Raw genomic sequence first — 15,037 nt, forward strand, 5'->3', positions numbered from 1 at the left:
ACCATGATCATTCCCGCATTAGATTTAATCGATGGCACTGTGGTGCGATTGCACCAAGGGGATTACGCCAAACAAACTGATTATGGCAATGACCCACTCCCACGTTTGCAGCAATATGAAAAAGAAGGGGCAAAACTATTGCACCTCGTGGATTTAACGGGTGCGAAAGACCCGCAAAAACGCCAAATTCCACTGCTCAAAAAATTATTAGCTGGCGTGAGTGTTCCCGTACAAGTTGGTGGTGGTATTCGTACCGAAGAAGATGTTAAAGCCTTACTGGAAGCCGGAGCGACCCGTGTCGTCATCGGCTCAACGGCAGTGACCAAACCGGAGCTAGTCAAAACATGGTTTGAAACCTATGGTGGGGAAGCCATTGTACTTGCGTTAGATGTACGAATTAATGACAAAGGCGTAAAAGAAATTGCCATTAGCGGCTGGCAGGAGAATTCAAATTTAACCTTAGAGCAAGCCATTGAAATATATCGCCCTTATGGCTTAAAACACGTCCTTTGTACTGATATTTCCAAAGATGGAACATTGGCGGGTTCTAATGTGAATTTATACCAAGAAATTAGCCAAAAATTCCCTGATATTGCCTTTCAGGCATCAGGGGGAATTGGCGATCTAGATGATATCGCGGCTATTCCGCCATCTGGTGCAGCTGGCGTGATTGTTGGTCGTGCACTATTAGAAGGTAAATTCACCGTTACGGAGGCAATCAAATGTTGGCAAAACGCATAATTCCTTGCTTAGACGTCCGTGATGGGCAAGTGGTTAAAGGTGTCCAATTTCGTAATCACGAAATCATCGGTGATATTGTTCCATTAGCACAACGCTACGCCCAAGAAGGCGCAGACGAGCTGGTGTTTTATGATATTACCGCCTCTTCTGATGGCCGAGTGGTAGACAAAAGCTGGGTTGCCAAAGTCGCCGAAGTGATTGATATTCCTTTTTGTGTTGCAGGTGGGATTAAAAGCGTTGACGATGCCGCGCAAATTCTGTCTTTTGGCGCAGATAAAATTTCCATCAACTCCCCGGCATTATCCGACCCTACATTAATCAGCCGGTTAGCTGAACGCTTTGGCGTACAATGTATCGTTGTCGGTATTGACACTTGGTTCGATGAAAGCTCAGGTGAATATCTCGTTTACCAATTTACTGGCGATGAAAAACGTACCACACAAACCACGTGGAAAACCCTTGATTGGGTAAAAGAAGTACAACAACGTGGCGCGGGTGAAATTGTGTTAAATATGATGAACCAAGATGGTGTACGCCAAGGGTATGATCTACAACAACTCAAAAAAGTCCGTGAAGTCTGCCAAGTGCCCTTGATTGCCTCTGGCGGCGCAGGTGAAAAAGTGCATTTTCTTGATGCCTTCACTGACGCAGGTGTTGACGGTGCTTTAGCCGCTTCTGTATTTCATAAACAAATTATTAATATCGGTGACTTAAAACAATACCTAGCCGAAAACGGAGTTCAAATTAGAGTATGTTAACCACAGAACAATGCAGCCAACTTGCATGGCAAAAAGTCGATAACCTGATGCCTGTTATCGTACAACACGCCGTTTCAGGTGACGTGCTAATGCTTGGGTATATGAACCCAGAAGCATTGCAAGTCACCTTAGACAGCCGTAAAGTCACTTTTTTTTCTCGTACAAAACAACGTTTGTGGACGAAAGGCGAAACCTCCAATCATTTTCTAAATTTGGTGGATATCTACCCTGATTGTGACAGTGATACGCTACTGGCTCTCGCACTGCCGGATGGCCCAACTTGCCATAACGGTACACAAAGCTGCTTCGCGCCCGCACAAAGTGACTGGGGCTTTTTATTTGAGTTAGAAACATTACTCAAAGAGCGAAAAACCGCTTCTCCTGAAAGCTCCTATACCGCGCGTTTATATGCTAGCGGTACTAAACGTATTGCTCAAAAAGTGGGTGAAGAAGGTGTTGAAACCGCTCTGGCGGCAACCGTTAATGACCGCGCTGAATTGACTAACGAAGCCGCGGATTTGATGTACCACTTATTAGTCTTACTACAAGACCAAGAGCTGGATTTAAGCACGATAATCAAACGTTTAAAAGAGCGTCATCAATAAATAACAGGCTGCCAGCCTCGCTGGCAGTTTTATTTTATGGGTGCAAAATATTATCGATTTGCGCATCGCTCAATGAAATACCAAAGAATTTCAGATAGAAATCAGCCGTTTCTTGTTGCATATCGATATCCACAAAGCGCTCTGGGTACAGTGTTTGTGCTAGCCACAGAAACTGCAATGCCTCCTCTGACGTTTCTCGGCACCACCAAAACATTCCCTTTGGGTTCACATATACCTGCTGGTTTTTTACCGCGCTAATTGCTTTCCATTGGGAAGATGTTCGTATGATATTAGCATCTTCTTTATTCATCGCCACAATCACATCAGGGTTTGCGCTAATAATGGTTTCTAACAAGACTTCACCAGAGTTATTTTTTTTGTCAGAAAACCAGGTTTCTGCCACGTTTTTCGCCCCTGCTAAATCCATCCAATCTTGATTTAATGATGGGCGGCCAGACGTAAATAACACGTTCCCCATACTGTGGTATACCGTCCGTTTTTCTGCATCAGTGAGCCCTTTTAGTCGTTCATTAACTAATACGATATTACGGTCAAAATAGCGTTGATATTCAATAGCTTTACTTTGCGCATCAGGGCCCAGCTCTTTTGCTGTGGCTTGAACCCTTTCTTGTAACGATTTTAATGAATTCGCTGGGTATTCAACCACTTTCACCCCTGCATTTTCTAATAAATCACGTTGTGGGACTTCCATTCCTTTAGCAATGAACAGTAACTCCGTACGTAATGAAATGATTTGTTCTGGGTTTAATTGATTGCTAATACTGATCACTGGAACATCATCAATATTTGGCAGCATTTGGCGAAACAACGGAATTTTTTTCGCAATCATCGAGGTACCGACAATTTGCTCACCGTAACCTAGCATCATAATAATGGTATTTTGTGCTGGCCACGGTGTTGCAATACGCAATTCGGGGTTATCTGTCTTCGCCTGTATTGCGCTACTCATTAGTAGTCCAAACAGTAAAATGACCGATTGCAGAAAAATGGTTTTTCTCATATTTTTCACGCCGTTTCACCTTAACGTAAAACGGCATACTCCTAGACTGTTATAATTAGAAATCAAACGTAACCGTTGCGCGAACTTCACGGCCTGAACCTAAAAAAGCACTTCCCCCTTTCCCTTCTCCATTGATACCTGATGGAAAAATGGAAGCCCAATAGCGCTCATCCGTTACGTTATTGACGGATAATCTGACCGTCGTTGGAACTTGATTGATTTTTGTACTATAACGAGTTCCTAAATCCAATGTTGTGTAGCTACCTGCCCAACTAGTATTGGTGTCATTAGCAGCTCGTTTTCCTGTATAGTGCACATTAGCGCTGTACACCAGTTCTGGCATTGTCGGTAAACTGTATTCCACTAACATATTGGCTTGAACTTTCGGCACACCAACGACACGTTTATCACGCGTTGTCGTGAACTTGGTATCTTTGAGTTTTGGATCTAAGAAAGTCACGCCGCTATAGACATTTAGCCCTTGCCAAACATGGCCGGTTGCCGTGAGCTCTAGCCCTCGGTTTACTTGTTCACCTTGTTTGCGGAACACGTTGTCATCCCCCGCGTAGGCAAATGGCCGCTCCAAATGGAATACCGCAGCACTAAGGTTTAAATCTGCTACATCGGCTTTAATACCCAATTCATATTGTTTGCTACGATAAGGGTCTAAAGTCTGCCCTTCATTTTTCAGGTTTTGATTCATCGGCGCGGTATCCCCCTCTTCTAACGAATCAGCATAGCTAATATAAGTCATCACCTGAGGGGTAATTTTATACATCAATGCTGCTTGAGGGCTGAGGCCATGGTCATTGGTCTGGCTGGTTTTGTGGTTTTGTTTATCAAAGCTACGGCTTTCAATCCAACTTTGGCTGAGATAAAACATGGCTGACCATTGTGGACCAAATGTGATTGTGTCACCGATAGTGATACTTTGTTGGCTGTTTTCAGCTGATTTATAACGAGAACCTCCCGTATGAATTTTGCCATCAGATGGCTCTTCCATTGGCGAAGGACGGTACATATTGGTTTGCCCTAAATCACGTCTCACACTCTTGTCTTTTGCACTATAAATCGACCAAACATAACCATTCGTCGCTAATGATAAATCATGACCAATAGAGCCCGTGTCTACATGACCATTAATTACCACTGAATTACTCAACACACGAAAACGTCCCGATGCGGGGGAATCACTTAATGAGCGGCTAATGGTTCCATTGTTATCTTGAATGGCACTCGTCACCGTACGCATCGCCCTATCCGCTTGCTGATAACCAATTGCCGCTTTTAGTGTCCAATCCTCATTAAAATCATGAATTAATCGAGTACTAACGGTATCAGTGGTTAAATCATTTCCTGCGGTATGCAATGCTAAATTTTTATCTTGTGGATTAGGTGATTTTGGTAATTTGATAGCAGAGCCATAACTAAAACTACCCACATAACCTTTTTGCACAAAATTATAGTGGCTGGCATTAAACTGAAGCTGTGTACCCGGTTGAATATTCCAATCAAGCGCCACAGAGGCTAACTTACGGCGTAATGTGCTCTCTTTAAGGCTGCCTGTTCCCTCTTCATCCAACAAATTAAGGCGATATCCAAAACGTTTATCAGCATCAAAATAACCACCTAAATCAGCATGGCCACTATAGGCATTACGGCTTTGGTAACCTAAAGAAAAACGCTGAATATCTTCAGGGCGTTTTGTGGTGAAATTAAACTGCCCTGCGGGACTTGCAGGGCCATACAATGCCCCCGTCAAGCTATTAATAATGTCCACTCTATCCAACATTTCCACGGGGAATGCCGTTGTTGACACCATATACAGGTCATCAAGCCGGCTATTCGTCACCACGCCACCTTGCATGCCTCGGCTTTGTGGACGCCCGACATCCATCCCTCCACGGGCTTGCATTTGTGTACTTGGCGCATATTTCAATAACTCACTCAAACTTTTAACTTGTTGATTATTAATTATTTCGCGGCTAATCGTGGTTGTAGAATATGGCGTATCAATCCACTCACGGTTGCCTAATGGACCAATATCAATTTGCGATGTGAAAAAGCCAGCGCCAGCCTGTGCTTCCATGGTTACATCACTTGGCGCTGCGGTGACTAACATTCTATCTTGCTTAGGTTTAGCCAGTTGCTCAGAAACTTGTGCTGCAGCAATAGACGGTGCGATCCCTGCAATAAGCGGCATAATGAGATATAAATTAAATTTACGAGTCATATTATCTTTTCGTTATATAAAATTTTATATTACCGATAATAAAATGCAGCGTAAATGATCAATCTCAACTCTTAACAAGATGCATTCTCAGCCAGAATAAAGAAAATAAAAAAAATAACTCATTGATTTTATTATAGATAACTGACTCACCAGAAGATATGATAATAAAACCCAAAAATAGATTAACAATATAGTTAAAAACCGCATCTGATATGAAATTTATAATATTTCCCAAATTTATAGTTTTTAGTTCGCTATATTTCGCAGTTGTATCTCTTAATTAACTTGTTATCATTCCTTGTCATTGATGTGGTTTTAAAGGGAAAAAACAGTGTCTGAAAATTCTATTTTTATGCAACTCACACAGTTACTTGATAAAAATAATGCAAAATATCGTGTGATGGAGCACCCCACAGCAGGGAAATCGGAAGAAGTGGCAAAAATACGTGGCACGCAGCTTGGGCAAGGGGCAAAAGGACTAGTATGCCATGTAAAAGGAAATGGGATCCGCCAACACGTACTGGCAATTTTACCTGCTGATAAACAGGCTGATTTAAGTAAGGTTGCCATAGCCATTGGTGGAACCCGCGCATCTTTAGCAAGCCCAAAGGAAGTCGATGAGCTCACGCAATGTGTGTTCGGGGCTATTCCGCCTTTTAGTTTTCACCCTAATTTAAAGTTAATTGCTGACCCACTATTATTTGAACGTTTTGAGGAACTCGCCTTTAATGCAGGTACATTAGAGCGCTCTATTATTTTAAATACCGAAGATTATCAAAGAATAGCCGCGCCGACTTTAGTTGAGTTTATTCGCATAGAAGAAAATTAGTTTTGTATTAAAAAAGGGTATTCCACAGAATACCCATCAATAAGTAAAACTAACTCATCAATCGCTGATCATATTCCTGACTGGCATTTTTTAATGCCACAAAATCGGAATCACAAATAAACCGCTTTAGTGCGATAAATTTTTCCTCTGGCCAATCATAAATTTTCAATGCGAGTAGTTCAGTAATAATATCTGGCGGAAAACGATATTTTATTACCTTAGCGGGATTTCCGCCTACAATACAATAAGGCTCAACGTCTTTAATTACCACGCTATTCGTTGCAATAACTGCGCCTTCACCAATTTTAACACCCGGCATGATAAAGGCACGCATGCCAACCCAGGCTCCGTCGCCAATCACTGTGTCGCCTTTTCCTACATAAGCTTCTTCAATAAATTCAAGAAAAGGATATAAGCAAAACCAATCCATTCGGTGAGTATGGTTCCCTCCCATTAATATCACAGCTTCGCTACCAATACAGACATAATCACCGATATAAAGTTGGTCAACATTCCATGCTAGCTGCCAGTCTCGGCTTTGTTCATCACCTTGTAAATAACGCACAACTGACTGCTCAAAACCGTTATCCCAACAGTCGCTGTAATAACTATGCCTACCTTTGATATGGATATTGGGGTTTTGTACAACCTCATGAAGTAGCTCATATTTCGACCAATGCTTTTGATTCATGGCACTAAACCTTTTAATTCGTTTATATTTACCATAGAACGCATTCTATGGTGATGTATCCGCGTTCAAAATACATCACACTAAGTAATCATTGGCTTTTTTAGTAATGAGTTATTCATTTTAACCTCACTAATTCAAATAATATTAATTTCCTCACTCATGGTGAGCACTCCAATACTTAGAGTAGCATTTAGGAGTAACTATTAAACCATTCATCTTTTTTTAAAAGATATTTTATCTTACCATCAAATAAAAATTTGACTAGGATCTACGAAACAACAAATAGAGAAGATGATATTTTATGCCAAATAAAAACTTAAGTACAACTTCACCATCATTATTGATTAACAGCTTCAAAAACCATATTTTATCAATAGGAAACAATGATTATTATATAGATGCTATAAATAAGTCCAACTCCATTCTAGATTATTGGCATTTAATAACAGAAATAAACAAATCCTTCGGTAATCTCTCATTTTTTGAAAATGGGAAAACCAATCATTACTTTAATAACAACCAGCACTCTAGTGATGTAGATGGTGAATTAAAAGGAAATGTATTTTTCGCCCAAGCTAATATTATTCCATCTAAACTCCATATAGATGGAGATAGTAAGCCTAAACTAGTTAAGGAACGTAAGACTTTAATTATGTTTAAACCGCATACTCATATCCCAGAAGAAAATCCAATTCAATTAAACATTTATGATAAAAATCATAATTTAATCATGCAAAAATCGCTATCTCCCGCATCTAAACTACCAAAAATTGCAGATAATAGTATAAGAGAAACTAATTTATTACCTCGTGATTTCAAATCACCGGTAAATTTCGACCTTGTCATGAGATCTAATAGTGAATTAATTGAAATATCCAAAAATCAAAATTACTTACACGAAACAATTTTAGATAATAACAAAATAAATTTAAAACTTAATCATAACAATATAAAAACACCTTTCATTCTAAATAATAGCATCAAATATAAAGGTAAAACTATAAAATTACACAACACTGACAATAACGATATTGAAGTTAATTATGGCAATAACACTTCTATATTACCGTCAAAATCATCCACCCTTTTTATATGTGATGAAAATGGACATTGGCTAACAAAAAATGATGCTAAACAAATAAAATATTACAGCCCCCCTAGAAAAGCACCCTCAAATACTCTTCCAATTATTTATTTTGAAATTGGAAACCTGCCAGATATCGATATAAATAAAATAGACGCAGATTTTTTTGAGAAAAATCTAGAAGAAAACCCCACCTTAAAAATAATGAAAATGGATTATGACAGAGTCAAAAAATTCACGCTAAAAAAAAATAAAAAATTCACATCTAAAAAAATAATTTTCACATCAGAAGCTAAAGAGTCAACATTCATCCACACTACAAATAAAGTTTTCGAGCTAAAAAAAGACAGTGTATTATTATTCCATTGTAATTCAGATGGCAAATGGGAAAACATTCCTATTTCTTCTAGTAACACATCAAAAATCAACAACTCATACCCTAATAAATTTGATCTAACTTTAGATGAAAATGAATTAATCATTGAGGCTTCGAAAAAAAGAAATTATTTAAATAATCTAATAAAGAATAATGACTCAATAAAAATATTGACTAGTGATGGTAATTGGAGTCGTGACTTCACATTAAATAAAAATGATGCATTCCATAATAAGAAAATACTGTTTAGCTCTAATGCATCGTATAACAGTTACATTCATTATGGAAAAAACACTATAAAGTTACAAACAGGTGAAAACGTCCTTTTTGTCTATGATTTAGATAAAAAATGGATCCCTATTAATCAGAATAACAAAGAAAATTTCATTAGCAACTTGGAATATATAGATAAAACATGGTCTACTACAATCCCAAAAGAATATATCCATCCAGAAATAAAACTTGAATTTAATTATCAAGGTCAGAAAAGTACATTATCTAACATTGATGTAGGTGCCCCAAATGAATTACTCATTAATACTTTTGATATCGGGTTACTTACACCACCAAGAAATGAACATCTTTTCCTAAATAAATTCGAACTAAATCGCCAATATTATCAAACGATCCCGGTAAAAAAATTAATTGTCTCCCGCTACGAACCTATCCATTTGTTAAAAGTGGTCATGCCTAATGGCCAAGTATTTACAGATAATGCACCGGATGAAGGAGGAGGCCATAGTGGCAGCATGCGAGAGTGGATCACTAAATCTTTTTATGCTAATGGTGTTAACACCGCAAATTATGGCATAAATAGTTCAGCTCCAGATGCTGATTCCTTTGTTCCAACCTCCCAGATAACTGCCTATAACTCTGTCGGAATGTATAAAAATGGTAGAGTCGTCCACGGCTGGTCTGGTGGTGGAGGTAAAGCAACATTAAATAGGACAGATAGTAATGAGCTTAGCCATGAATTCGGTCACAATTTTGGTTTAGGTGATTATCATGGGGGAGATGAAGGCGGCTCCCATGCAGTTGCAAATAAAAAAAATTCAACCTGGCTATGGGATTCAGATAATAACTATTTTATTCCCAATATATACCAAGATGGTAAATTAAATCATGACGCAATGAGTGGAGGCGAATTTTATGATACTCGTTACAACGCTTATACTGCTTATACGCCTAACTCTTTCATTGCAATTCAAAATAGATTAGAAAGTAAATATGTATTTAGTACAGAATCAAAAACAGGATATAAAAAATGGGGTCCAAAAACAAAAGAGATGGTAGATGCATATTTAGAACTATCACAATTCAATACCGTCGAGTTTACTGCAATAAATGGCTCAGATATTACAACTAACGATTTAAATTCACTATTTAAAAAAAATAAAAATATTATTATTTATAATGGAAATGGTTATCACGCCCCAAAAATCAACATTCCATTAGCAAATGAAAATAATAAAAATGCTATTTTAAGAATAGAATCAGTCGCGGATTACAATAGTGAGCTTCATGTTAACAACAAGATTAAATTAATCAAAAAAAATGATTCAATTTGTTATATTTCAGATGGCTACACTTGGAATCGAAAAGATAACAATGAAACAATCCTCTATAAAGTTCCCTATAAACAAGGAGTGCCTGTTGTGACCTTAATGGGGTTCTATGACCCTAAAGACGTAATCGATAGCTATATCTACCCTTCTTTATATGGTTCTTATGGTATGGTTTATAGCCATGATAAAAAAATAGACACTCAAATGCCATATTTAGAGGTTATTTTTGAAGATGGGACAATAAGCCAGTACCAACTTCATAACTTCCGTTCAAATGAAGAGATGATGAATAAATTTCATGTTAATATTGAGCGAAGTTTAAACCCCATAAAAGCTAATCTTTATATTAATAATAAAATTGTCCATTCTAGAGAAGTTGAAATAAAGAAGAATAGACTCCTAACAACGATTAATGGTGATATTGCATAATTTTATCTAAGTTATCACTAATTACTAAATTAATTAGTGATAACTATATACGACATAATGAAAAATAAAATCTTCAAACGGTCTACTCTATATTGATTTAACAAGAGATAAGCTCTTTTTTCTTGCAAGCAATCCAAACAAACAGCCAACTAGCATAACTAATGCTAATGACATTTTTGGTGCGATAGGCAAACCGATTGCACAAAGTCCGAGAGTTGCTCCCCCTGCCATTTGAACAAACCCCACTAAGGCAGATGCGGTGCCTGCTTCATTACCAAAAGGTTCTAAAGCGTAACTGGTTGCCGTTCCCATCATAAAGGCCAGCCCTGTACAAGCACAAGCGACAGGCAACATATAGACTAACCAATGGCTTTGTATTTCTATCGGTAATACGACAAAACCTAGCAATAATCCTAAACAGCCAACTGCCATCATTGAACTACCAACCAATAAACAGGTTGGCCGCCCTATTTTATGAATAAAATAATTAGCGATATAACTGGCAAACATGATCCAAAAACCATTAACACCAAATACTATAGAAAACGCGAGCGGGCTTAATTGGGCATCCCCCATCAGCACAGTTGGTGCAAGTGACACATATGTTAATGCCATACCCATCGTGCCTGCGTTTACTAAGGCAAAAATAATAAATTGAGGATTCCCCAAAATTCGCCAATAAGTTTTCAGCGGAATAACTTTTACTTTAGGTAAATTAGCGGGGCGTGTTTCGGGTAAAAAAACCACAATTAGCACTAATATGACCAATGCATACAAAGCAAGAAACCAAAACGGTGCCCGCCAGCCCCATGCCTCAGCCAGCAAGCCTCCAAGTAATGGCGCTAACGCAGGAACAATATTCAATGTCCCATTTAAGAAGCCAAAAGCGCGGGCCGCTTCTGTGCCATTCATTCGGTCACGTACACAACTAAATGCCACCACCGAAGAACAACAGACTGCAACCCCTTGCAATAAACGCGAGGCAATAAATACCACGGGTGTTGTTGCTGCAATAGCAACACCTGCCCCAATGATGTACAGCACTATGCCCAAAATCGCGATAGGTTTTCGGCCATACCTATCCACTAATGGGCCTGAAATTAACTGCCCTAAGCCTAAAACTAAAATAAACAAGGCAATTGTAGATTGAATCACCGACTCACTGCTACCTAAATCCTTCGCAATATCAGGTATTGTTGGTAAATATAAATCAATCCCTAGTGGACCAAGTAATACCAATAAAAGTAATAAGATAAGAAAATTACGCATAAACCATGCCCAGACTCGATAAAATTAATTTTTAAAATATTAGATACAATAAATTATAGAAAAGCTAAAGCCACCGTCGAATTAATGATTTACTTATAATGATAAATTAAATATTTTATGGCTCTTCAAAGTCAAAAAAGGCGCTAAACCTAGCGCCTTTTGTGTTATCAAAAATTAATGATAACGAATTTTATTCCATCCACTCAGTGTGGAAAACACCGTCTTTATCCGTACGTTTATAAGTGTGAGCACCGAAGTAGTCACGCTGGGCTTGGATTAAGTTTGCAGGCAACACCGCTGAACGGTAGCTATCATAATAAGAGATAGCCGCTGAGAATGTCGGTGTTGGGATACCATTTTGTACGCCATAGCAGACAACATCACGCAGTGCTTGCTGGTATTCGTCAGCGATTTGCTTGAAATATGGCGCTAACAGCAAGTTGGCAATTTTCGCATCTTGGTTATACGCATCTGTGATTTTTTGCAGGAACTGAGCACGAATGATACAACCTGCACGGAAGATTTTTGCGATTTCACCGTAGTTTAAATCCCAATTATATTCTTCTGATGCTGCTTTCAGTTGTTGGAAGCCTTGCGCATAAGACACAATTTTACCTAAATACAGTGCACGGCGAACTTTTTCAATAAAGTCTTTTTTATCGCCTTCAACGGCTTTCAGAGTTGGACCGGTTAATACTTTAGATGCAGCAACACGCTGATCTTTTAAGAAAGATATATAACGCGCAAATACAGATTCAGTAATTAAAGTCAGAGGGATACCTAAATCCAGCGCACTCTGGCTAGTCCATTTACCAGTACCTTTATTAGCCGCTTCATCGAGGATTACGTCAACGAGATATTTACCATCTTCATCTTTTTTCTTGAAAATATCTGCTGTGATTTCAATTAAATAGCTGCTCAGCTCACCTTTGTTCCACTCAGCAAAGATACCAGCTAACTCTTCGTTGCTCAGGTTCAAAGAACCTTTTAATAATGAATAGGCTTCTGCGATTAATTGCATATCACCGTATTCAATACCGTTGTGAACCATTTTCACATAGTGGCCCGCACCATCTGCACCAATATAGGTCACACAAGGTTCGCCTTCAGCCTGTGCTGCGATTTCTTTTAAGATTGGCGCAACTAATTCATAAGCTTCTTTTTGCCCGCCCGGCATAATTGAAGGGCCTTTCAGTGCGCCTTCTTCACCACCTGAAACACCAGTACCGATGAAATTAAAACCTTGCTCGGATAATTCACGATTACGACGGATAGTATCAGTGAATAAGGTATTACCGCCGTCAATTAAGATATCCCCTTTGTCCAGATGAGGAGTCAGCGAGGCAATGGTTTTGTCCGTCGCTTCACCCGCTTTAACCATCAACAAGATGCGGCGAGGTTTTTCCAGAGAGTCAACAAACTCTTCAATTGTATAGTTGGGAACTAATTTTTTCCCTGGATTTTCGGCAATCACTTCGTCTGTTTTATCTTTAGAACGGTTAAAGATAGACACTGAGTAACCGCGGCTTTCAATATTGAGCGCAAGGTTACGCCCCATGACTGCCATTCCGACAACACCAATCTGCTGCTTTGACATGAACAACTCCTGTCTGATTAGGACCAAGTCAGCCTCGACCGTGCTGACATTCTGTTAACGGGATCACATATTAACCTAGGATTGGGCAGCATGGTAGTTATTGATGCAATCGATGACGTATACAAGGCCATTTTTGTCAAGAATTGTCCAATTAGCGTGATTTTTTATTGATATTTCATTCAACAAACCGCATTATTCATTCGTCGGTATAAGCCGTCATATCAGAAGGTAAAACAAACTGTATGGAATGGATCGCAGATCCTTCGATTTGGGCGGGCCTCGCTACCCTTATCGTTCTAGAAATCGTTCTTGGTATTGATAACCTCGTTTTCATCGCCATTCTGGCAGATAAGCTCCCGCCAAAGCTGCGTGATAGAGCCCGTGTAACTGGACTTTTATTAGCCCTGATTATGCGTGTTGTGCTTCTATTTAGCTTGTCATGGCTCATTACCCTCACGAAACCAATATTAACCCTCTTTGAGCATCCTTTTAGTGCTCGAGATTTAATCATGTTGGTGGGTGGTCTATTCCTCTTGTTTAAAGCCACAATGGAACTAAACGAGCGGTTGGAGGGGAAAGACGAACACACCAATACTCAAAGAAAGACATCGAATTTCTGGGCTGTTGTTGCACAAATTATTGTTCTTGATGCCGTATTCTCACTGGACTCCGTGATCACCGCTGTCGGCATGGTTGACCATATCGGCGTAATGATTGCCGCTGTAACCATTGCTATGGTATTAATGATTTGGGCAAGTAAACCGTTAACTAGCTTTGTTAACCAGCACCCAACCATTGTCATACTGTGTTTAAGCTTCTTACTGATGATTGGTTTCAGCTTAGTTGCCGAAGGGTTTGGCTATGCCATACCGAAAGGTTACTTATACGCTGCAATTGGCTTCTCTATCATGATTGAAGTCCTAAATCAATTTGCCCAATTTAACCGTCGTAAGTTCCTTAAAGGCTCACGTCCACTACGTGAACGTACGGCAGAAGCGGTCTTACGTATTCTTAGCGGTAATAATGAGCGTGGGGAATTAGACCCGCACACTTCTGACCTTATCGCTGATAATCAATCGGTTTTTGACCCACAAGAGCGCTTGATGATTGCTCGTGTGTTAGGTATGGCACAACGTAACGTAGAAAGCATCATGACATCACGCCATGATGTGGATTACCTTGACATTAATAAGTCTTCTGCGGATTTACTGCAATTAATGGAGAAAAACCCACACTCACGTTTAGTTGTCATTGATGAAACGATTAGTGATGAACCTGTTGGGGTGGTACATGTAATGGATTTGGTTAAACAGCAATTAAAAGGCCAGCCATTAAACTTACGAGCACTGATTACCCAGCCATTAATATTCCCTGAAGGGCTATCTCTGTTAAAAGCGTTAGAGCAGTTCCGTAAGGCGCATACTCACTTTGCCTTTGTTGTGGACGAGTTTGGTTCTATCGAAGGTATAGTGACATTGACCGACGTAATGGAAACCATCGCGGGTAATTTACCCGTTGGTGATGAAGAAAATGACTCTCGCCACGACATTCAAAAACTCGATGATGGTACTTGGATTGCCAACGGCTTTATGCCACTTGAAGACCTGATCATGTTTATCCCTATGGAATTAGACGATAAACGTGAATATGAAACGATTGCAGGCCTTTTAATGGAGCACTTGCAGCGTGTTCCTGAAGTGGGAGAGCAAGTCACTATCAATGGTTGTATTTTCCAACCATTGGAAGTCAATAGCCACCGAGTCAATAAAGTGTTAATCACGCCACCTGCCCCTGAAGGTGATGGCTATGAATTTGAAGATGATTAATTAGTTTTATTTC

General features: G+C 39.3%; 11 protein-coding genes. 6 read left to right on the plus strand and 5 right to left on the minus strand.

Going from position 1 to position 15,037, the window contains the following annotated elements; translation table 11 throughout:
* Nucleotides 1-3: 3 nt before the first annotated feature.
* From hisA to hisIE, 3 genes are read left to right on the plus strand one after another with little or no spacing between them, the layout of a single operon-like run.
* Nucleotides 4-741: a 1-(5-phosphoribosyl)-5-[(5-phosphoribosylamino)methylideneamino]imidazole-4-carboxamide isomerase gene (gene hisA / locus M1F17_RS14305; protein ID WP_096864148.1), complete on the plus strand. Its 738-nt coding sequence runs from the start codon at nt 4-6 to the stop codon at nt 739-741.
* Nucleotides 723-1,499: an imidazole glycerol phosphate synthase subunit HisF gene (gene hisF, locus M1F17_RS14310; protein ID WP_094960647.1), complete on the plus strand. Its 777-nt coding sequence runs from the start codon at nt 723-725 to the stop codon at nt 1,497-1,499. Before hisA ends, hisF begins: the two co-directional genes overlap by 19 nt.
* Nucleotides 1,493-2,104 (plus strand): bifunctional phosphoribosyl-AMP cyclohydrolase/phosphoribosyl-ATP diphosphatase HisIE, encoded by a 612-nt coding sequence (gene hisIE / locus M1F17_RS14315; protein WP_004256466.1) that lies wholly within the window; start codon nt 1,493-1,495, stop codon nt 2,102-2,104. Before hisF ends, hisIE begins: the two co-directional genes overlap by 7 nt.
* 34 nt (nt 2,105-2,138) lie before the next feature.
* Here hisIE and M1F17_RS14320 read toward each other — a convergent pair whose 3' ends face one another.
* A complete protein-coding gene (locus M1F17_RS14320; RefSeq protein ID WP_413242989.1) occupies nt 2,139-3,113 on the minus strand; it encodes an ABC transporter substrate-binding protein in 975 nt (324 codons plus the stop codon).
* A 67-nt stretch (nt 3,114-3,180) separates the two neighbouring features.
* Nucleotides 3,181-5,358 (minus strand): TonB-dependent receptor, encoded by a 2,178-nt coding sequence (locus M1F17_RS14325; RefSeq protein ID WP_164455852.1) that lies wholly within the window; start codon nt 5,356-5,358, stop codon nt 3,181-3,183.
* A gap of 352 nt (nt 5,359-5,710) precedes the next feature.
* On the opposite strand from M1F17_RS14325, the gene M1F17_RS14330 reads away from it, so the two are divergent.
* Nucleotides 5,711-6,187, plus strand: coding sequence for a YbaK/prolyl-tRNA synthetase associated domain-containing protein (locus M1F17_RS14330; RefSeq protein ID WP_144141057.1), 477 nt, complete (start codon nt 5,711-5,713; stop codon nt 6,185-6,187).
* Nucleotides 6,188-6,236: 49 nt separating this feature from the next.
* Here M1F17_RS14330 and M1F17_RS14335 read toward each other — a convergent pair whose 3' ends face one another.
* Nucleotides 6,237-6,878, minus strand: a complete 642-nt coding sequence (locus M1F17_RS14335; protein ID WP_164455853.1) for a CatB-related O-acetyltransferase — start codon at nt 6,876-6,878, stop codon at nt 6,237-6,239.
* A gap of 301 nt (nt 6,879-7,179) precedes the next feature.
* On the opposite strand from M1F17_RS14335, the gene M1F17_RS14340 reads away from it, so the two are divergent.
* Nucleotides 7,180-10,332 carry a M66 family metalloprotease gene (locus M1F17_RS14340; RefSeq protein WP_318837041.1) on the plus strand — a complete coding sequence of 1,051 codons (3,153 nt, stop codon included), beginning with the start codon at nt 7,180-7,182 and terminating at the stop codon, nt 10,330-10,332.
* 87 nt (nt 10,333-10,419) lie between these two features.
* Here the strand turns inward: M1F17_RS14340 and M1F17_RS14345 are convergent, their stop codons facing one another.
* Both M1F17_RS14345 and gndA read right to left on the minus strand, forming a co-directional pair.
* A complete protein-coding gene (locus M1F17_RS14345) occupies nt 10,420-11,601 on the minus strand; it encodes a multidrug effflux MFS transporter (RefSeq protein ID WP_094960642.1) in 1,182 nt (393 codons plus the stop codon).
* Between the two features lie 190 nt (nt 11,602-11,791).
* The gene (gndA, locus tag M1F17_RS14350) at nt 11,792-13,198 is read right to left on the minus strand and encodes an NADP-dependent phosphogluconate dehydrogenase (protein WP_004256481.1); all 1,407 of its coding nucleotides are present in this window, start codon (nt 13,196-13,198) and stop codon (nt 11,792-11,794) included.
* A gap of 242 nt (nt 13,199-13,440) precedes the next feature.
* On the opposite strand from gndA, the gene M1F17_RS14355 reads away from it, so the two are divergent.
* Nucleotides 13,441-15,024: a TerC family protein gene (locus M1F17_RS14355; protein ID WP_094960641.1), complete on the plus strand. Its 1,584-nt coding sequence runs from the start codon at nt 13,441-13,443 to the stop codon at nt 15,022-15,024.
* The last annotated feature ends 13 nt before the right edge of the window (nt 15,025-15,037 follow it).

This window comes from Providencia sp. PROV073 (assembly GCF_033688125.1).
Lineage (GTDB): Bacteria > Pseudomonadota > Gammaproteobacteria > Enterobacterales > Enterobacteriaceae > Providencia > Providencia hangzhouensis.